This window comes from Albidovulum aestuarii, assembly GCF_029961185.1.
In the GTDB taxonomy this organism is placed as follows: Bacteria; Pseudomonadota; Alphaproteobacteria; order Rhodobacterales; family Rhodobacteraceae; genus Albidovulum; species Albidovulum aestuarii.
In genome coordinates, this window is sequence record NZ_JASBQQ010000003.1 from 424530 (window position 1) to 443927 (window position 19398).

Annotated in this window: 18 protein-coding genes; 13 read left to right on the plus strand and 5 right to left on the minus strand. The window is 63.6% G+C overall.

Going from position 1 to position 19398, the window contains the following annotated elements:
• The first annotated feature begins 45 nt into the window (after positions 1-45).
• Genes QKW60_RS10105 through QKW60_RS10115 form a run of 3 tightly spaced genes read left to right on the plus strand, consistent with a single transcriptional unit; the run spans position 46 to position 3215 of the window.
• Positions 46-1146 (plus strand): Gfo/Idh/MocA family protein, encoded by a 1101-nt coding sequence (locus tag QKW60_RS10105; protein ID WP_282368470.1) that lies wholly within the window; start codon positions 46-48, stop codon positions 1144-1146.
• 8 nt (positions 1147-1154) lie between these two features.
• Positions 1155-2045: a sugar phosphate isomerase/epimerase family protein gene (locus QKW60_RS10110; protein ID WP_282368471.1), complete on the plus strand. Its 891-nt coding sequence runs from the start codon at positions 1155-1157 to the stop codon at positions 2043-2045.
• 12 nt (positions 2046-2057) lie between these two features.
• Positions 2058-3215, plus strand: a complete 1158-nt coding sequence (locus QKW60_RS10115) for a Gfo/Idh/MocA family protein (protein WP_282368472.1) — start codon at positions 2058-2060, stop codon at positions 3213-3215.
• 88 nt (positions 3216-3303) lie between these two features.
• Here QKW60_RS10115 and QKW60_RS10120 read toward each other — a convergent pair whose 3' ends face one another.
• Entirely contained in the window at positions 3304-4311 is a 1008-nt protein-coding gene (locus tag QKW60_RS10120; protein ID WP_282368475.1) for a LacI family DNA-binding transcriptional regulator, read from the minus strand.
• A 260-nt stretch (positions 4312-4571) separates the two neighbouring features.
• Here QKW60_RS10120 and QKW60_RS10125 point away from each other — a divergent pair, with 260 nt between their 5' ends.
• The 5 genes from QKW60_RS10125 (at position 4572) to QKW60_RS10145 (ending at position 9418) form a co-directional block, all read left to right on the plus strand.
• Positions 4572-5630, plus strand: coding sequence for a Hint domain-containing protein (locus QKW60_RS10125; protein WP_282368477.1), 1059 nt, complete (start codon positions 4572-4574; stop codon positions 5628-5630).
• A 236-nt stretch (positions 5631-5866) separates the two neighbouring features.
• Positions 5867-6487: a 30S ribosomal protein S4 gene (rpsD, locus tag QKW60_RS10130; protein ID WP_282368479.1), complete on the plus strand. Its 621-nt coding sequence runs from the start codon at positions 5867-5869 to the stop codon at positions 6485-6487.
• A 128-nt stretch (positions 6488-6615) separates the two neighbouring features.
• Positions 6616-7701 (plus strand): histidinol-phosphate transaminase, encoded by a 1086-nt coding sequence (gene hisC / locus QKW60_RS10135; protein WP_282368481.1) that lies wholly within the window; start codon positions 6616-6618, stop codon positions 7699-7701.
• Positions 7701-8621, plus strand: coding sequence for a prephenate/arogenate dehydrogenase family protein (locus QKW60_RS10140; protein ID WP_282368483.1), 921 nt, complete (start codon positions 7701-7703; stop codon positions 8619-8621). The genes hisC and QKW60_RS10140 overlap by 1 nt, the downstream gene beginning before the upstream one ends.
• Entirely contained in the window at positions 8618-9418 is an 801-nt protein-coding gene (locus QKW60_RS10145; RefSeq protein WP_282368485.1) for an extensin-like domain-containing protein, read from the plus strand. The genes QKW60_RS10140 and QKW60_RS10145 overlap by 4 nt, the downstream gene beginning before the upstream one ends.
• A gap of 96 nt (positions 9419-9514) precedes the next feature.
• Here QKW60_RS10145 and QKW60_RS10150 read toward each other — a convergent pair whose 3' ends face one another.
• The gene (locus QKW60_RS10150) at positions 9515-9922 is read right to left on the minus strand and encodes a hypothetical protein (protein WP_282368487.1); all 408 of its coding nucleotides are present in this window, start codon (positions 9920-9922) and stop codon (positions 9515-9517) included.
• A gap of 215 nt (positions 9923-10137) precedes the next feature.
• Positions 10138-11115, minus strand: a complete 978-nt coding sequence (locus QKW60_RS10155) for a DUF2125 domain-containing protein (RefSeq protein WP_282368488.1) — start codon at positions 11113-11115, stop codon at positions 10138-10140.
• A gap of 77 nt (positions 11116-11192) precedes the next feature.
• On the opposite strand from QKW60_RS10155, the gene QKW60_RS10160 reads away from it, so the two are divergent.
• The 4 genes from QKW60_RS10160 (at position 11193) to QKW60_RS10175 (ending at position 15134) form a co-directional block, all read left to right on the plus strand.
• Complete coding sequence (locus tag QKW60_RS10160) at positions 11193-11723, plus strand: gamma-glutamylcyclotransferase (RefSeq protein ID WP_282368680.1); 531 nt, start codon at positions 11193-11195, stop codon at positions 11721-11723.
• A 79-nt stretch (positions 11724-11802) separates the two neighbouring features.
• Positions 11803-13002: a biopolymer transporter ExbB gene (locus tag QKW60_RS10165; protein ID WP_282368489.1), complete on the plus strand. Its 1200-nt coding sequence runs from the start codon at positions 11803-11805 to the stop codon at positions 13000-13002.
• Between the two features lie 3 nt (positions 13003-13005).
• Positions 13006-14631 carry a peptidoglycan -binding protein gene (locus QKW60_RS10170; protein WP_282368490.1) on the plus strand — a complete coding sequence of 542 codons (1626 nt, stop codon included), beginning with the start codon at positions 13006-13008 and terminating at the stop codon, positions 14629-14631.
• A gap of 116 nt (positions 14632-14747) precedes the next feature.
• Positions 14748-15134, plus strand: coding sequence for a RidA family protein (locus tag QKW60_RS10175; RefSeq protein WP_282368491.1), 387 nt, complete (start codon positions 14748-14750; stop codon positions 15132-15134).
• 75 nt (positions 15135-15209) lie between these two features.
• Here the strand turns inward: QKW60_RS10175 and clpA are convergent, their stop codons facing one another.
• Together clpA and gloB are read right to left on the minus strand one after the other, a co-directional pair.
• Entirely contained in the window at positions 15210-17528 is a 2319-nt protein-coding gene (gene clpA, locus QKW60_RS10180; protein ID WP_282368492.1) for an ATP-dependent Clp protease ATP-binding subunit ClpA, read from the minus strand.
• A gap of 204 nt (positions 17529-17732) precedes the next feature.
• Positions 17733-18500 (minus strand): hydroxyacylglutathione hydrolase, encoded by a 768-nt coding sequence (gene gloB / locus QKW60_RS10185; protein ID WP_282368493.1) that lies wholly within the window; start codon positions 18498-18500, stop codon positions 17733-17735.
• A gap of 63 nt (positions 18501-18563) precedes the next feature.
• Here gloB and QKW60_RS10190 point away from each other — a divergent pair, with 63 nt between their 5' ends.
• Positions 18564-19310, plus strand: a complete 747-nt coding sequence (locus QKW60_RS10190) for a class I SAM-dependent methyltransferase (RefSeq protein WP_282368494.1) — start codon at positions 18564-18566, stop codon at positions 19308-19310.
• Positions 19311-19398: the final 88 nt, after the last annotated feature.

Genomic DNA, 19398 nt, shown 5'->3' on the forward strand with positions numbered 1-19398 from the left:
GATTTTGCAACCGGTTGCAATATGCTTGTCAGGCAGAGGTTCGAAATGGCGGAGATCGGCATCGGAATTGTCGGCGGCGGCTATATGGGCAAGGCCCATTCGGTTGCCATGGCCGCTGTCGGCGCCGTCTTTGACACGAGGCTGCGGCCCCGGCTGGAAATGATCTGCGGCTCGACCGAGGAGAGCGGAAACCGCTACTGCGCCGCCTATGGCTTTCGGCGTGGCACCGGCGACTGGCGAAAGCTGGTCGAAGACCCCGCTGTGGAGGCAGTCATCATCGCCTCGCCCCAGTCGACGCATCGCGAGATCGCTGAGGCGGCCTTCGCGCTCGGCAAGCCGGTCATGTGTGAAAAGCCGATGGGGCTTGGGGTCGAGGATGCCCGCGCCATGGTGGCAGCGGCGGAGCGGGCGGGTGTCGAGAACATGGTCGCCTATAACTACATCCGCACCCCGGCCTCGCAGTTTGCGCGCAAGCTGATCGCCGAGGGCGCGCTGGGCCGCATCACCCATTTCCGGGGTGAGCATAATGAGGATTTCCACACCGATACGAGCGTGGCCGACTGGCGCAGTCAGGGTGAGGCAAACGGCTGCCTTGGCGATCTGGCACCACATGCGATCAATGCGGCGCTTGCATTGATGGGGCCGATTGCCGAACTGAACGCGGTGATGGAGACCGTCCATCCCGAACGCGGTGGGGTGAAGGTCACGAACGACGATCAGGTCCAGATGATGGTGCGCTTCGAAAGCGGGGTCACGGGCCATATTGCTGCCAGCCGCGTCGCGACCGGGCGCAAGATGGGCTATGCCTATGAGGTCACCGGCACGAAAGGCGCTATCCGCTTCGATCAGGAGGATCAGAATGCGCTCTGGCTCTATCACGCCGATGCAGCCCCCGCCGAACGGGGGTTCCGCAAGGTTCTGACCGGGCCCGCCCATCCCGACTATCTGCCCTTCTGTCAGGGGCCGGGCCATGGCACCGGTTATCAGGATCAGATAATCATCGAGGCGCGCGATTTCCTGAGCGCGATCGAGACCGGGCAGGCGGTCTGGCCCACCTTCCGCGACGGGTTTGCCGTGCAGCAGGTCGTCGCCGCTGTCCGCGCCTCGCACGCGGCGCGGGGCTGGCGCAAACCGGCGGAGTTCTGAGGGCGGCGATGATCCAGATCGGCAATGCGCCCTGTTCCTGGGGTGTCGAGTTTCCCGATGATCCGCGCAATCCGCCCTGGCGGGCGGTTTTACGGGACTGCGCCGAAGCGGGTTATGCGGGCATCGAACTGGGCCCGGTGGGCTACATGCCCGAGGATGCGGGCGAGTTGTCCGATGCGCTGGATGAACATGGTCTGACATTGACAGGTGGCGTCGTCTTCCGCCCCTTCCACGATCCGGCGAAATGGCAGGAGGTGATGGACGGTGCGCTCAGAACCTGCAAGCTTCTGGTCGCGAACCGTGCCCGGCATTTAGTGCTTATTGATGCGATCTCACCCCGCCGTGCGCCCACGGCGGGCCGCCCGGATGAGGCGGAACAGATTGACGCCGCTGGATGGAAAGGCTTCCGCGACCGGATTGCGACCGTCGCGCGGATGGGAACGGAGGTCTACGGGTTAACCGTCTCCATCCACGCCCATGCGGGCGGTTTCATGGATTTCGAGCCGGAACTGGAGCGGCTTTTGGAAGAAGTAGATGACGCGTTCCTGAAGATCTGCCTCGATACCGGCCATCACCTCTATGCCGGGGCCGATCCGCTGGCCTTCCTGCGGCGGCATGCTGCCCGCGTGACTTATCTGCATTTCAAGGATATCGACCCTGCCGTGAAGGCCGAGGTCATCTCCCAGCGCACGGATTTTTACGAAGCCTGCGGGCAGGGCATCTTCTGCAATCTGGGGCGCGGCGCGATGGATTTCCCCGCGCTGCGCCGGGTGCTGGGCGAGGTCGGCTACAAGGGCTGGTGCACGGTTGAACAGGAATGCGACCCGGCCGGTGCCACCAGCCCGGTCGAGGACGCCCGCGCCAACCGGCGTTATCTTCAATCTATCGGGTTCAAATAGGGGAGCGGCCGCATGGCACGTCTGAACTGGGGAATGATCGGCGGGGGCGAGGGCAGCCAGATCGGCCCGGCGCACAGGCTGGGGGCTGGACTTGATGGAGAATTTGCCTTCGTCGCGGGCGCGCTCGACCACCGGCCCGAGGCGGGGCGGGATTACGGGCGGCGGCTGGGTCTTGCCGCCGACCGCGCCTATGGCGACTGGCGCGAGATGCTGGAGGGCGAGAAGGGCCGGACGGACCGCGTGGACCTTGTCACCGTGGCCACGCCGAATGCGACGCATTTCGAGATCACGCGGGAGTTCCTCAAGGCGGGGTTCCACGTCCTGTGTGAAAAGCCGATGACGATGACGGTCGAGGAGGGCGAGGAGATCGTCGCGCTGGCACGCGAGACGGGGCGTATCTGCGCGGTGAATTACGGCTATACCGGCTATTCGCTGGTGCGGCACATGAAGGCAATGGTGGGGCGCGGCGATCTGGGGCGCATACGGCTGGTGGTGGCCGAGTTCGCCCATGGCCACCACGCCGATGCCGCCGACGCCGACAACCCCCGTGTGCGCTGGCGCTATGACCCGGCGCAGGCCGGTGTCTCGGCCCAGTTTGCCGATTGCGGCATCCATGCGCTTCATATGGCGAGTTTCGTGACCGGGCAGGAGGTGGAACGGCTTTCCGCCGATACGGTCTCCTGCATCGAGAGCCGGGCGCTGGAAGACGACGCGATGGTGAATTTCCGCATGTCGGGCGGAACCGTCGGGCGGCTCTGGACCTCATCGGTGGCGATCGGACGGCAGCACGGGCTGACGCTTCAGGTCTTCGGTGAAAAGGGAGGGCTACGCTGGGCGCAGGAACAGCCGAACCAGCTTTTCTGGATGCCGCTCGGGCAGCGGTTGCAGGTGATTGAGCGCGGTGAGGCGGGACTGTCGCCCGAAGCCGACCGGACCACCCGCGTGACCATCGGCCACGCAGAGGGAATGCCTTTGGCCTTCGCCAATATTTACAAGGATCTGGCCGAGGCAATCCGGGCGCGCAAGGAGAACCGCGCGATGGATCCTGCTGCCGACCTCTACCCCCGGGCGGAGGACGGGCTCAGGTCCATGGCGGCGGTCTTTGCCGTCGCTGCCTCGGGCAAGGCCGACGGAACATGGATCGACGCGCGCCCGCCGATGTTTCGGTAGTCGGAAACTTTGAAAGTTTCCGGCCGGATTTCTTTGAAAGAAATCGGGGTCGTGCTCGCGTCGGGGGTATCCAGTTCAGAGGGTGACGTCAGCTTGCGGCGGGGGTGCGGAGTGTTCCGCGTTCCACCGTCTGGCAGGGAAAAAGTCGTGCTTTCGGGCCCAGCCCCGGATCGTCGGCCGTGGTCACCACGAGGTCGATTGCAGCGCTGATGATCTCGAGGATGGGCTGACGGATGGTCGTCAGGTTGATGTTCTGCCAGCCCGCCATCTCCATATCGTTGAACCCGATCAGCCCGACATCCTCTGGCACTGAGAGGCCCGCATCTTCCAAGGCGCTCAGTGCGCCGATCGAAAGCACGTCGTCGCCGCAGAAATAGGCTTCGGCCGGCTTCCCGGCGGCCAGCAGGCGCTGCATCTCGGCCCGTCCCGCCTCGAAGGAATAGGCCTCGGCATGGCTTTCGGTCGCCGTGATGCCCGGATGCTGCGCGATTTCACCGGCGAATCCCGCGCCCCGGTCCTGAGTCGAGGTCGCGCTGGCGGGGCCGCCGAGGAAAGCCACCCGGCGGTAGCCGCAGGCGACGAGCGCCCGCGCCGCCATGCGACCGCATTCGACATTGTCGATGCCAACGACATGCACCTCTGGTGTGGGCGTGGCGCGCCCGAACGCATGGACGACCGGCAGCCCGGCATCGGCAAAGGCGCGGGCGAAGCTCGGGGGCAGGGTGGAGGAGGCGACGATCACCCCGTCCGCCGAATATTGCCGGAGCATCCGCACCGAATTTGCCGGGTCCGTCTCATCGCTGAGATTGACGAGAAGGGGGCGCAACCCGCGTTCCTGAAGGCCTCGGGTGAAGCGGTCGAAGACCTCGAGGAAAACTGGGTTGTGGAAGTTGTTCGACACGAGTCCGATCAGTTTTGTCCGGCCGGTCGAGAGCGCCGAGGCCAGCGCGCTTGGCATGTAGCCGAGTTCCTCGGCGGCGCGTTCGACCTTGGCGCGGGTCCGGGCCGAGACGGAGGCGCCTTCGGTAAAGGTGCGCGACACTGCTGAGGGGGAAACCCCGGCCCGTTCGGCGACATCTTTCAGTGTGACCGGCATGCGTGAACTCTGTGCAGGAGCGGCGGAAGATAGCGGCGTTACGCCCGGTTGAACAGGTCCGGAACGGATTATTATGCAACCGATTGCACGCTTTCTATCCAGGGTAGAGTAGGGCTTTGGCGTGACGGCAACAGTCCCCGTCGACCGGAGGCAATTTCGGAAGAACCACCCTGACAGGGATTACGCGGTGCCGTTAATCTTTGTTAACAAAATGCAAACAATGGCCGAAACGGCCCAATCATAACGGCGGGAGTGGCGCCTTGAGCAGCGCGCGGGAGCAGTACGGGACCTATATTGTTCCTCTGGTACAGACCGATCTGGACGGTCTGCGCGTTGTTGCGCCGCAGGATCTGGCGGTCGGGTCGGTCTGGCGTTGGTTCGGTGATGCGGTCCGGCTGGACGGGCCGCCGGAACATGCGATCCTCAATTTCGCAGGTGAGGGGCGAGCGTTGCGCGACCGCGCGCGGGGCTCCGTGCGCCGGATGTTCGGCAATACGCAGTCCGATGATCGGGTGTCTCTGCCGGAACCCGAGAGCGGCGCCTGCCCGATGCATGGATTCACGGTTACGGACGGGCGGGCAAGCTACCGGGTAAGGATGGTGGGGACCGAAGTCTTCGGGACGCTGCTGGTTTTTTCCGGCGATCTGCCGCCAAAGGATGTCGACCTCTATGTCACCGATCACCTGACACACACGGCACCGCCCTCGACAGCGGCCACCGGGGTGATTTGCTTCACGCCCGGCACGCTTGTGGCAACGCCTGACGGGCTGCGTCCGGTCGAAACGATCCGGCCGGGCGATCGCGTCTCGACACGCGACGATGGCGCGCAGGAAGTGCTGTGGACCGGTGCAAGACGGATGACCGGGGCGCGGCTTTACGCGATGCCTCATCTGCGTCCGGTACGCATCCGGTCGGGCGCGATGGGTGAGGACCGGCCCGAGGGGGATCTGATCGTATCACCGGGGCACAGGCTCCTGTTACGCGGGGCGCAGGCCCGGGCGCTGTTCAATCAACCCGAGGTTCTGGTCGCCGCGCGCGATCTGGTCGATGGCAGGGGCGTGCTGACCGAAACCGCCCTGCGGGAAGTGACCTATATCCACCTGATGACCGCGCGCCACCAGATCGTCTGGGCCAATGGTGTCGAGGCCGAAAGCTTTCACCCGGCAGCGGCCGATTTCGACCTGCTAAACCCGGGCGAACGGGAAGCGCTCCTGGACATCTTGCCGGGCCTCGACCGTGATCCGTTCCTTTACGGCGACTATGCGCGGCGAAACCTGACGGCGGCCGAGGCCGCGATCATGCGCCACTCGGCGGCCTGAGACGCAAGGCGCGCCGGGGGGCTGCGACGCGAACCCTGAGAGTAATTCCGGCAAGATGAGGGTCGGGGCGTTGACTCTGCCGCCCGTGCCGCTATAAGCCGCCCGTCCCGGGACGAAGCGCCCGGGCATTTCATTGGTGTTGGTGGCCCCCGCAAGGGGATGCCTGTCGCCCGAAAGGGAAAGGACAACGCCCTTCATAGTCGCCACATGGCGGCGTCCAAAGAAGGAGATCAGCGGTGACCAAACGCACCTCTGCCAAGTACAAAATCGACCGCCGGATGGGCGAAAACATCTGGGGCCGTCCGAAATCCCCGGTTAACAAGCGCGAATACGGCCCCGGCCAGCACGGCCAGCGCCGCAAGGCAAAGCTTTCCGACTTCGGCACGCAGCTGCGCGCCAAGCAGAAGCTGAAGGGCTATTACGGCGATCTGACCGAAAAGCAGTTCCGCCGCATCTATGCCGAGGCCGAGCGCGTCAAGGGCGACACCGGTGAAAACCTGGTCGGCCTGCTGGAGCGCCGCCTCGACGCCGTCGTCTATCGCGCCAAGTTCGTGCCGACGATCTTCGCCGCCCGCCAGTTCGTGAACCACGGCCACGTGACCGTGAACGGCAAGCGCGTGAACATCGGTTCCTACCGCGTCAAGGAAGGCGACGTGGTCGCCGTCCGCGACAAGTCGCGCCAGCTTGCCCTCGTGCTCGAAGCCGTGGGCCTCGCCGAGCGTGACGTGCCCGACTACATCGAGGCTGACCATTCCAAGATGACCGCAACCTTCGTCCGCACCCCGGCGCTGGGCGACGTTCCCTATGCGGTTCAGATGGAACCGAACCTCGTCGTCGAATTCTACGCGAAGAACTGATCCGCCTCAGCGGCAGGACCCGTTACTCAGGGGTCGCGGCGCCGCCGCGGCCCCTTTTTCTTTGTCAGATCGCGCTGGCCATGTGGCGAGCCGCCCGCTAGAAAACCCCGAACCAGTCAGAGGCCGACATGACCGACCCGATCCGCCCGCAGCCCGGCATCATGGAGATCGCGCTTTATCAGGGCGGGGCAAGCCATGTGGCGGGCATCACCGATGCGGTGAAGCTGTCGTCGAACGAAAACCCGTTCGGGGCGTCGGAGAAGGCGAAAGAGGCCTATACCCGCGCGGTCCACAACCTGCACCGCTACCCTTCGACCGATCACGCAAAGCTGCGCGGGGCCATCGGCGAGGTTCACGGGCTCGACCCCGCGCGGATCATCTGCGGCACCGGTTCGGACGAGGTACTGCTGTTGCTCTGTCAGGCCTATGCCGGGCCGGGGGATGAGGTGATCTATACCCAGCACGGCTTCCTCATGTACCCGATCGCGGCACGGTCGGTCGGGGCCACGCCGGTGCAGGTGAAGGAGCGCGACCGCACCGTCGATGTGGATGCGATTCTGGCGGCTGCGAATGAGAAAACGAAGATCGTGTTCATCGCCAATCCCAACAACCCGACCGGCACGATGATCGGTGCGGGCGAGGTGGCGCGGCTGGCCGACGGGCTGCCGAAGCAGGCGATCCTTGTCCTTGACGGGGCTTACGCGGAATACGTCGAGGGCTTTGACGGCGGTGCAACGCTGGCGACCGAGCGGCCCAATGTCTTCATGACGCGGACGTTTTCCAAGATCTACGGGCTGGGCGGGCTCCGGATCGGCTGGGGTTATGGCGCGCAGGCGATCATCGACGTGCTGAACCGCATCCGCAATCCGTTCAACCTGTCGCATGGCCAGCTTGAGGCGGGCGAGGCAGCGGTGCGCGATCAGGGCTTCGTCGAGAAATGCCGCGCGGAGAATGCGCGGATGCGGGTCTGGCTGGCCGAGGCCTTGGCGGAGCATGGCGTGCCCTCGGACACGTCCATGGCAAATTTCATCCTCGCCCGCTTCGCAAATGAGGCCGAAGCAACCGCCTGTGATGCGCATCTGCAATCTGAAGGGCTGATCGTGCGCAGGGTGGCGAGCTATGGCCTGCCGCATTGCCTGCGCATCACAATCGGGGATGAGGCCGCCTGCCGCCGGGTGGCGACGGCGATCGCAAAGTTCAAAGGGCGTGGCTGATGGCTGTGATCTATGACCGCGTGGCTTTGATCGGGCTCGGCCTTATCGCCTCGTCGATGGCCCATGCGATGAAGAAATGGGGCCTCTCTGGAAGCATCGCGGGTTATGCCAAGACCGAGGCGACGCGCGAGGCGGCGCTGGAACTGGGCTTCTGCGACGAGGTTTTCGCCACCGCAGGCGAAGCGGTGCAGAATGCTGATCTGGTGGTTCTCGCAGTGCCGGTCGGTGTAATGGGCGCGGTTGCGGCCGAGATTCGCCCGCATCTGAAACCCGGCGCGACCGTCACCGATGTCGGCTCGGTCAAGCAGGCTGTGGTCGAGGCGGTGGGGCCGCATATCCCCGAAGGTGTCGATTTCGTACCCGGCCACCCCTTGGCGGGGACGGAGCATTCCGGGCCGCGATCGGGCTTTGCCACGCTCTTTCAGAACCGGTTCACTCTCTTGACACCCGGCGATGTCCGGCCCGAGGCGGTCGCGCGGTTGCGCGCCTTCTGGGAAGGGATGGGTGCGCTCGTGGAAGAGATGGAGCCCGATCACCATGATCTGGTTCTCGCCGTCACCAGCCACACACCGCACCTCATCGCTTACACGATGGTGGGCGTTGCAGATCACCTGCGGCGCGTGACCGAAAGCGAGGTCATCAAGTATTCCGCTGCGGGTTTCCGTGACTTTACCCGGATCGCCGCGTCGGACCCGACGATGTGGCGCGACGTGTTCCTGACCAACAAGGAGGCGACGCTCGATATCCTCGGCCGCTTCACCGAGGAGCTTTTCGCCCTGCAACGGGCGATCCGGATGGGCGACGGGGACGAGCTCTTCAATTATTTTACCCGGACACGCGCCATCCGGCGGGGGATCATCGAGGCCGGACAAGACACTGCCGCCCCGGACTTTGGCCGGAGCAAGGCCGACGGGACATGACCCGACGGGTGGCATATCGGCTGTCGGCTGCGCTGGCTGCGCTTCTGGCGTTTGCTCAGGCCGGCAGCGCCAATGCACCGGAAATCTCTCCCCGCCCGATGCCCCGGCCGGTGCTGACCGGCACCGCGACCGAAACGGTCGTCAGCCCGTTGGCGGCTTTCGCGCCTGAGGTCTCGCTGCGCCCGGTCCCACGTCCCACCGGTCTGGTCGCGCCGGAGCGTGTCGAACGCGCTGCATTCCGCACCCAGCCGCTGCCGGAGGTGACAACCGGGCGTAAGGGTGCGCTCTGCGGTGATCTGGCTTTGAAGGGTAAGACCATTCCACCGATCAAGGGCAGGTTGAACGGGTGCGGGTTTGAGGATGGCGTCAGCCTGATTTCGGTATCCGGCGTAGCCCTGACCCAGCCCGCCGCGATGGACTGCACGACTGCCAAAGCTCTGAAACAATGGGTCGACAACGGCGTCAAACCCGCGATCGGCAAGAAGGGCGGCGGAGTCGCAGCATTGCAAGTGGCAGCAAGCTATGCCTGCCGGGGTCGCAACAACGTTAAGGGTGCGAAAGTGTCCGAACACGGCAAGGGACGCGCCGTCGACATCTCGGCCATCCTGCTGGCCAACGGGACTGCCATCACCGTGGAAAAAGGCTGGGGATCAAAGAGCTACGGCAAATCGCTTGCCCGGATGCGCAAGGCGGCCTGCGGACCTTTCAATACGGTGCTGGGCCCGGGATCGGACCGGCATCACCACGATCACTTCCACCTGGATACAGCGCGCGGGCGCGGAGCCTATTGCAAATAGCCTACGCAAAGTACGCTGTGAGAACTGACCTCATCACATTTTGCCGATAAGCGGCGGCTGGCCGGATGTCGGCCAACCAATGGTTGAACATTGACCTCAGCGTAGATTGCAGATCCCACGAATCGAAAACTTTCCGGAGCGTTCGGGATAGTCCTCTTCCCAAGGCTGCGAACGCAGGCCGCGTGTTCTGACCAGAACTTTGCCATTCGATTTGTTGAACTCATACTTGATTTCGACATCACCGACACGATTGAGACGGTCAAAGTAAGTGATCATCATGACGCCCGCCTTGCGCTCTACTGTTCCCACGGCGTTTGTGCCGTTCATCCGCGCGGAATTTTCATCAACTGTGTGAATACTTTGCGCGGGAACAATGGCTTGGATATCGCGCTTGTTCCCGGCGCCGGAGTACTGGGACATATTGCAGGTCAGTTCGGCTGCGTGCAGCTCGCTCGAAGTAAAAGACGTCAGAATGATCGCAACGAACGTTGTAAGAAGTTTCACGGAAATACTCCATAATCGGGAGGCGGGTTGGCGTGATATTGTCCCTTTCGCAAGTGCTACTACCGCAATGAAAACTCCGCCAGAGGACATTCTGTGGGTAAAGTAAAATACAATCTGTAGTAGAAGAATATGGACATGAACCCGCTTTCGTACGGCACCGCCAATCGCGCTCCGGTCGGCCAGTGTTTCGTCGACTATCTCAATGTTTTCGTTCGTCAGAACCGCGGCGCGGGTCCGAGCGGCATCGGGCCGAGACTCATCCATCCATTTGCGAATGTAACAGGCAGTTCCAGGCTTTCGCCGCCGCCTGCATCTGCGATCTGAGTCAGTGCATTTTCGACCGTGGGCGCGAGTTGCGGCCGGATCAGACCAAGCTCCGCCGCCAGACGCAGACCGCGCCTCCAGTCGCTGATCGTAAGCGTAATGCGGCCTTCTGGCTGACCCGCCGGAGTGATCTCAACCTGACCGGCGCCACTCACCTGGATTGATCCCCAGTCCGCCACGATTGACTTAATGGTTAAATTCTCGAGACGAAGGGTCTCGCTCACAAGATTGCGGTCGATGGGCCGGACAAGGCGCAGCGTGGCGTCGAGCCGCAGATGTCCACCATCAACAGGAAGTCCGCTGAGGCTCAATGTGCTGGCGGGTTGGCCCGAAAACCCGACGTTGAACACCTCGGCGCCCAGCTCGAATTCCCTGGCGCTCTCCCCCTCCCGAAGGGCAAGCCTTATTTCGTTTAACGTCGAACCCCAGCCGTGGTCCGAGGCAAGCGCTATAGCCTTGCCCACAGATTGAGCCCGATTGAGCGGAAGATCCGGATCGATGCCGAAAACCGCACTTGCCCGTAGATCGTCGGCATGGATTGTGATGGTCTCATTCCCGATGCGCAGCGTTTGATCGGATGGCAGGACCGCAATGATGTGATGTGGTTTGTAAGACAGTGCGTAGACCTGAAGCTCGGGTGCGGACCATTCTACGGCTCCGTCAGCGCCGGTCAGTTGTGGGTTCCCGATGGTCAGGTCGAAGCGCGAGGGGAAGCCGTCCAGCGTCACCTCGCCGTACTCCACGCTTCCCGCCGCGCGCAAATCGGCGAGCGCCGTCTCAGTCCCCTCCAGCACGGCGCGCGATCCCACGGCCCAGTAGCCGCCATAGAAGATCGCGAAGGCCGCCGTCAGCCAGATTACCGCGCGCATGGGTCTTTTCTCCCGCAGGTCGATGCTGTTTACAGGGGCGGAACGGCAAGAACCAGTGGGGCGCGGTGATGAATTCTATGTGGGTCTTCGGCTATGGCTCGCTGATGTGGGAGCCGGGTTTCGCCTTCACCGACCGGGTTCTGGCCAGGCTCGACGGCTGGCACCGGTCGTTCTGTATGCGCTCCATCCACCATCGTGGGACAGTCGAAAATCCGGGTCTTGTGCTGGCGCTTGACGCGGCAGCGGGGGCGGCCTGCAACGGGGTTGCCTATTCGGTCCGGGCTGAGAACAGCGACGCGACGCTTGAATATCTGCGTGAACGTGAACTGATCTCTTCGGCCTATCTGGAAAAAACATTGCCATTGGTCCTGACCGATGGCCGGATGGTCGAGGCCGTGACCTATGTAATCGACCCCGATCACGTGCAGTATTGTGGCGGTCTGGCGCTGGAGGAACAGGCCGGCATCATCGCGACAGCGGTCGGTGGACGGGGGCCGAATACGGAGTATTTGTGGAATACGGCCGAGCATCTGCACGAGCTTGGTATCGCCGATCCTGACCTTGACTGGTTGGCGGAGCGTGTCCGGGCGCTCACAACTGCCACGTGATCGCCCCGCTTACGGCTTGTTAGCGGCCCCATCGCCGCCTATTGTCCGGGAAAACGAAGGGACAAGGGTGGCGATCCAGATGGACAAACCCGTGCGCGAGGCCGAGTTGTTCTTTTCCCAGCCGGTGCGGCAGATCGCAATGATGCTGCTGGTCTGCGCGCTGGTCGGGGCAGGGGGCTATGTGGCCTACGGGCCGATCTTTTCCATTTTCATTGCCAATCCGTGGTTGAACGGCCTGATCCTCGGGGTCTTTGTTCTTGGTGTGTTGACCTGTTTCTGGCAAGTCGCGCAGCTTGTGCGTTCGGTGAGCTGGATCGAAGGCTTCGCGGCCCATCGGCCCGGTCATGAAGTCACTGTGCCGCCGAGCATGCTGGCGCCTCTGGCTGCGCTTCTTCGGTCGCGTGGCAAGCGGGGCGGCCAGATTTCATCGAGTTCGGCCCGGTCGATCCAGGATTCCGTGGCGACACGGATCGACGAGGCGCGCGACATCACGCGTTATCTGACGAGCCTCCTGATATTCCTCGGCCTTCTGGGCACCTTCTACGGCCTCGCGATTACGGTTCCCGCCGTGGTTGATACGATCCGGGCGCTGGCCCCGCAGGAGGGAGAGACCGGACTTGAGGTCTTCGACAAGCTGATGGGCGGGCTGGAAAAGCAACTCGGCGGCATGGGAACGGCGTTTTCCTCATCCCTGCTTGGTCTCGCAGGATCGCTGGTTGTCGGGCTTCTTGAACTGTTCGCAGGTCACGGCCAGAACCGCTTTTACCGCGAACTTGAAGAATGGCTGACGTCGTTCACGCGGCTTTCGTTTTCCGGCGGCGAGGCTGATGGCGGGATCGATCAGGAAACAGTTTCGGGTGTGCTCGACCACATGGCCGATCAGGTCGAAACTCTGCAGGAGATTCTGCGCCAGTCCGATCAGGGCCGCAGTGCCGTGAATGACCGGCTGGAGGAGCTTGCGACCTCGGTTGAGGGGCTGACGCGGCAGCTGGAATCCGAGGTCGGCTCCATCGGTGTCCTGACCCATATCGCCGAGGGGCAGGAGCGGCTGATCCGTATCATCGAAAAGGCGGCCGAGGACGAAAACGCCGGTGGGGTATCCGGCGGTGGCGAGGCCGAAAGCCGGATGCGGCTGCGCTCGATCGACGTGCAGCTTCTGAAACTGCTCGAAGAGGTTGCGGCGGGGCGGCAGGAAAGCATGGCCGATCTTCGCGGCGATCTTGCTGAACTGACCCGGGCCGTGCGGGCGCTTGGGCGGACCGACGCCCGGGGGGGCTAGGCCATGGCGCTGACCAACGGGCGCGGCGGGCAACGGTTCTCGGGCAATATCTGGCCCGGCTTCGTCGATGCGATGACCGCGCTTCTGATGGTGCTGATGTTCGTGCTGACGATCTTCATGATCGTGCAGTTCACCTTGCGCGAGACCATCGACAATCAGGATGACGAGCTTGCCGATCTGGCCCAGCAGGTGGCCGGACTGGCCGACGCGCTCGGGCTGGAGCGGGACCGGTCGGCGGCGCTCGAGGGCGAGGTTGCCGGGCTGACCGCAGATCTGGACACCACCCGCGCCGAGGCGGACCGGCAATCGGCGTTGATCGCGACGCTGACGCGGCAGGTCGAGGAGCGGGACAGCCAGCTTTCCGAAGCCTCGGCCCGGATCACCTCGTTCGAAGCGCAGGTTGCGACGTTGCTCAGTGAACGTGATACCGCGCGGGGCGAGGCAGAGGCGCTGACGGCAGAGCGCGATGCCCTCTCGTCCGAGCGCGATTCACTGGTATCCGAACGAGATGCGCTGAACCTTGCCGTCGCCAAGGCGCGGTCCGAGATCGACGCCCAGGCCGAGGCCGCACGCCTTGCCGCTGCGCGGAGGGAGGCCCTGGACGCGCTGGTGGCGGATCTGAAAGCACAGGGCGAGGAGGCGGCGGAGAAGCTGTCCGAGGCCGAGGCTGCGCGCCTGACCGAGGCCGCTGCCACCGCCGCCTTGCGCGAGAAGCTTCAGGGCGCCGAGGATGAGCTGACCGCTATGACGCTGGCGCTGGAAGAACAGCGCCGTCGCGCCGAAGAGACGCTGACGCTGCTGGCGGCCGCCAATGCGCGGGCCGGGGAGGAACTGAGCGAGGCCGAGCGGCAGAAGGTGCTTCTCGACACCGCGAACGAAGAGCTGGCCAAGGAAAAGGCCGCCTCGGCCGAGGCCGCGCGCAAGGTGGCGCTGTTGAATGAGCAGATCGTGGCGTTGCGCGGCCAGCTTGGCGCATTGCAGGACCTGATGGACGCGTCCGACGCCCGCGATGCCGAAGCCAAGGTGCAGATCGAAGCGTTGGGCACGCGGCTCAACTCCGCGCTTGCCCAGGTTGCGGCGGAACAGAAACGCCGCGCCGAGCTTGAGGAGGCGGAGCGGATCAGGCTGGAGGCCGAGGCTGCGGCGTTGAAGGAGGAAACCAAGGAACTGGCGCAGTACCGGTCGGAATTCTTTGCCCGCCTCAGCAAGGTTCTTGAGGGGCGCCAGGGAGTTCGCGTCGTGGGCGACCGCTTCGTGTTCTCGTCCGAGGTGCTCTTTGAACCGGCTTCGGCGGATCTTGCGCCCGAGGGGCGCAGCCAGATTGCCGGCGTCGTTGCCACGCTGCAGGAAGTGGCCGCCGAGATACCGCCCGAGGTGGACTGGATCATCCGGGTCGACGGTCACACCGACAATGTCCCGCTGCTCGGAACGGGCCGCTATCGCGACAACTGGGAACTAAGCCAGGGTCGGGCCCTGTCGGTCGTGCGCTTCATGCAGGCGGGTCTCGGCTTTCCGCCTGAGCGGCTCGCCGCGACCGGATTTGGCGAGTATCATCCGGTGGCCGAGGGCGACAGCCCCGAGGCATTGGCGCAGAACCGGCGGATCGAACTGAAACTGACCGAACGCTAGGCCGGACGCGGCCAAGGTTCAGACCGCCGGTCAGGTCGTGCTTTTCGGCACCGTGAAATCAGCGCTCGTGATACCTTCATCGAGATGCACCATAGCCGGTGTGAGTGGAGGCATGCATGTCCAGAAAATATGTGACCGATGTCGACGGCGTTCCGCCCTCGCCGTCGCCGATCAGCAATGCCGTCGTGGTGGGAAACCAGTGCTGGATCAGCGGCCAGCTTTCGGTCGGGCCCGACGGGAAATACCAACCGGGCACGGCGCGCGAGGAGGCCGAACGCGCCTTCGCGCATGTCTTTAAGATCGCGGAAGCGGCTGGTTTTGCGCCAGCGGATATCGTCTATGTCGACATCGCCTTCATCGACCTGAAGGACGTGCCCGAGGTCAATGTGCTCTACGGATCGCTCTTCGCCGAAGGCCGTCGTCCGGCCCGGACGATCTATCAGGCGGCGGCACTGCCCTTTGGGGGCCGGATCAAGGTTCAGGCGGTGGCTGCCCGGTCGTGACGTGACCGGCACCACCCGCGAGCGATCGGATTGATCGAAAAGGGAAAGGCCCGCCGGGGGCGGGCCTTTGATCTGTCAGTCCGCGGTCAGGAGCGGCGGCTTTGATCCCGAGAGCCGCGGCTTTTGCGGTTCCTCGACATCGAGGACGAGCGCGTCATCCTTCAGCCGCACATGCACGACACCGCCCTTGGTCAGCTTGCCGAAGAGCAGTTCTTCCGCAAGCGGCTTCTTGATGTGTTCCTGGATCACCCGGCCGAGCGGGCGGGCGCCCATGCGGTCGTCGTAGCCCTTTTCGGCGATCCAGTTCGCGGCCTCGGGCGTCAGCTCTATATGGACATGGCGGTCCATGAGCTGGGCTTCGAGTTGCAGGACGAACTTGTCGACGACCTGCAGGATCACCTCGCGCGGCAGGGCCGAGAAGGAGATGACCGCATCGAGCCGGTTGCGGAATTCCGGCGTGAAGGTGCGTTCGATCGCCGCCGTATCCTCGCCTTCGCGCCGATCGCGGCCGAAGCCGATGGCGGATTTCGCGAGTTCTGCCGCGCCCGCATTCGAGGTCATGATCAGGATCACGTTGCGGAAATCGACCTGCCGCCCGTTATGGTCGGTCAGTTTGCCGTGGTCCATCACCTGCAGGAGGATGTTGTAGACATCCGGATGCGCCTTCTCGATTTCGTCGAGCAGGAGGACGCAATGCGGGTGCTGGTCGACGCCGTCGGTGAGCATGCCGCCCTGATCGAAGCCGACATAACCCGGAGGCGCACCGATGAGACGGGAAACAGCATGTTTCTCCATGTATTCCGACATGTCGAAGCGCAGCAGTTCTACACCCAGGCTGTCGGCCAGTTGCTTGGCGACCTCGGTTTTGCCGACGCCCGTGGGACCGGCGAACAGGTAGTTGCCAATGGGCTTTTCAGGTTCGCGCAGACCGGCGCGCGCCAGCTTGATCGCCGAGGACAAAGCCTCGATCGCCTTGTCCTGACCGAAGACCACGCGCTTGAGGGTCTTTTCCAGATCCTTCAGCACCTCGGCATCGTCCTTCGACACGTTCTTCGGCGGGATGCGGGCGATCTTGGCCACGACAGCCTCGATCTCTTTCGGGCTGATGGTCTTGCGGCGCTTGGATTCCGCGACAAGATGCTGCGCCGCGCCCGCCTCGTCGATCACGTCGATGGCCTTGTCGGGCAGCTTTCGGTCATGGATGTATCGCGACGAAAGTTCCACCGCAGCCTTGATCGCATCATGAGTGTAACGCAGGTCGTGGTGCTTTTCGAAATAGGGTTTCAGTCCCATCAGGATCTTGATCGTGTCCTCGACCGAAGGCTCGTTCACGTCGATCTTCTGGAACCGGCGCGATAGCGCGCGGTCCTTTTCGAAATGCTGGCGGAACTCCTTGTAGGTGGTTGAGCCCATGCAGCGCAGTTTGCCGCCCTGAAGTGCGGGCTTCAGCAGGTTGGACGCATCCATCGCGCCGCCCGAGGTGGCGCCGGCGCCGATCACGGTATGGATCTCGTCGATGAAGAGGATCGCGTCGGGGTGATCCTCCAGCTCCTTCACCACGGCCTTCAGCCGTTCCTCGAAATCACCGCGATAGCGGGTGCCGGCCAGAAGCGCGCCCATGTCGAGCGAGAAGATCGTCGCGTTCGACAGCACGTCGGGCGTTTCGCCGCGCGTGATCTTCAGGGCCAGCCCTTCCGCGATGGCGGTCTTGCCGACGCCGGGATCACCGACCAGAAGCGGGTTATTTTTTCGGCGGCGGCAGAGCACTTGGATGCAGCGCTCGATCTCGGCCTCGCGGCCGATCAGCGGATCGACATCGCCCTTCTTCGATTTGGTGTTCAGGTCGACACAGTACTTGGCGAGAGCAGATTCCTTGGCTTCGCCGTCGGCCTGAGTCGTGTGTTCGTCATGCTCCTGCGCGCCGCTGACGGGGCGGGTTTCGCCAAAGGACGGGTCCTTGGCGACGCCATGGGCGATGAAATTGACCGCGTCATAACGCGTCATGTCCTGTTCCTGCAGGAAATAGGCGGCGTTTGACTCGCGTTCGGCGAAGATCGCGACCAGCACGTTGGCGCCGGTAACTTCTGTCCGGCCCGAGGACTGGACATGGATCGCGGCGCGCTGGATCACGCGCTGGAAGGCGGCGGTCGGCACGGCCTCGGACCCTTCGACGTCGGTAACGAGGGTGGAAAGGTCATCGTCGATGAACTCGACAAGGGTCTGTCGCAGCGCGTCGATGTCGACCGAACAAGCTCGCATCACCTTCGCCGCTTCGGGCTCGTCAATCAGCGCAAGCAGCAGATGTTCGAGCGTTGCAAGTTCATGCCGGCGCGCATTGGCGAGCGCGAGCGCCGCATGGATGGCCTGTTCAAGCGTGTTCGAGAATGACGGCACCTTCGTGCTCCTTTCCTTCCAGCAGGTTGGGCATGTGACCCGTCCCTACTCTCGCCTCATACCTTTAAAGTTCGGTGGAAATCGGGCGGCTTCAAGTGTTTTCTGGGAGAAAACGGTGAATACGTCCAAAGCGATGCAATTTGTGAACGGAATACTGCTTTTTCTGACGGGAAAGTAATCGAATGAACAAAAACCCGTGATCGGTCAGAAACGATCCTTGCGCGAACGGATCTCGGCAAAGACCTCGGCATCGCTTGCCCCTGCCATTCCCAGAGCCGCCTTCAGCTCGGGCACGCTTGCGCGCAGAAAGGGGTTGGTCGCCAGTTCTTCGGCCAAGGTGGACGGCACGGTCGGCTCGCCTTTCTTACGCGCTTCGGTCACCGCCTCTGACCGGGATATAAGCGCGGAATTTTCGGGTTCAATGGTCAACGCGAAGCGGGCATTGGACGCTGTGTATTCGTGGCCCGAACAGACCAGCGTGTCGGGGGGCAGCGCGGCAAGACGTGACAGGCTGTCCCACATCTGCGCGGCGGTTCCCTCAAAAAGCCGCCCGCAGCCGAGCGCCATCAGGCTGTCTGCCGTGAACACGACCTTTGAGGCGGGGAAGTGAAAAGCGATATGGCCAACGGTGTGGCCAGACACATCAATCACCTCGCCCTGGTCCATGCCGATGCGGATCGTGTCGCCGGGCTTCAACGCCTCATCCAGTGGCGGCAGGCGATGCGCATCCGCCGCCGCGCCGATGACCCGGGCGCCTGTTGCACCTGCAAGAGCGCGCACACCGTCGATATGGTCGTTGTGGTGATGGGTGATCAGGATGTGGCTCGCCCTCCAGCCCCGTTCGCGCAAAGTATTCAGGATCGGCGCCGCGTCGGGTACGTCGACAACCGCCGTCGCGCCGGTCGCCGCATCATGGGCGAGATAGGCGTAGTTGTCGGCAAGACACGGAATGGTGACGATTTCGAGAGCCATGGCGTTTCGTTCCCGATTGCGTATTCTCCGGGGTAACTTTTGCCGAAGGAAGCGGCGGGCGCAATGCATCTCGACGTTCTCGACCTGAGGAATTTCTACTACCGCACCCAACTCGGCCGTGTGGCGCAAAAGGCGATCCGGGATCAGGTTGTATCACTCTGGCGGCCCGACAAGGGGCAGACCGTGGTGGGCTTTGGTTTTGCGGCACCACTCCTGCGCCCCTATCTGGAGCCGTCACGTCGCGTCATCGGTCTCATGCCCGCACCGCAGGGCGTGATGCCCTGGCCCGCCGGGATGGAGAATGTCTCGGTTCTCTGTGAAGAGACGCAATGGCCGATCGAAACCGGAATGGTTGACCGGCTGGTACTGCTCCACGGGCTTGAAACATCGGAACAACCCACAGCGCTTTTGGAGGAATGCTGGCGCGTGCTTGGACCGGGGGGGCGGGCACTGGTCATCGTGCCGAACCGGTCGGGTCTCTGGTCGCGGTCAGACAAGACGCCTTTCGGGTACGGGCGACCCTATTCGATGAGTCAGCTCGATGCGCAGTTGCGGCGCCACAACTTCGTAGCCGAGCGGCAGCTCTCGGCGCTCTACGCGCCACCATCCAGCCGCCGATTCTGGCTCCGGACCGCTCCGGCATGGGAAAGGTTCGGACACCGGCTGTCGGCGGTAATGGCGGGCGGTGTGCATATGCTGGAGGTCTCGAAGCAGGTCCATGCACCGCAACGTCCGGGCCTTGCGGCAACCGTGAGGCGGCCCCTGAAGGTCTTGGAGGGGCTGCCCAAACCGGCCGCCGAACCGGCGTGACTCGCGACCGTTGTGCGGGGATTCTGGCCGGTATGCGCACTGTTAACGCCCAAACTTGCGGATCCCAAAACGCAACAGTTTGTCGCGT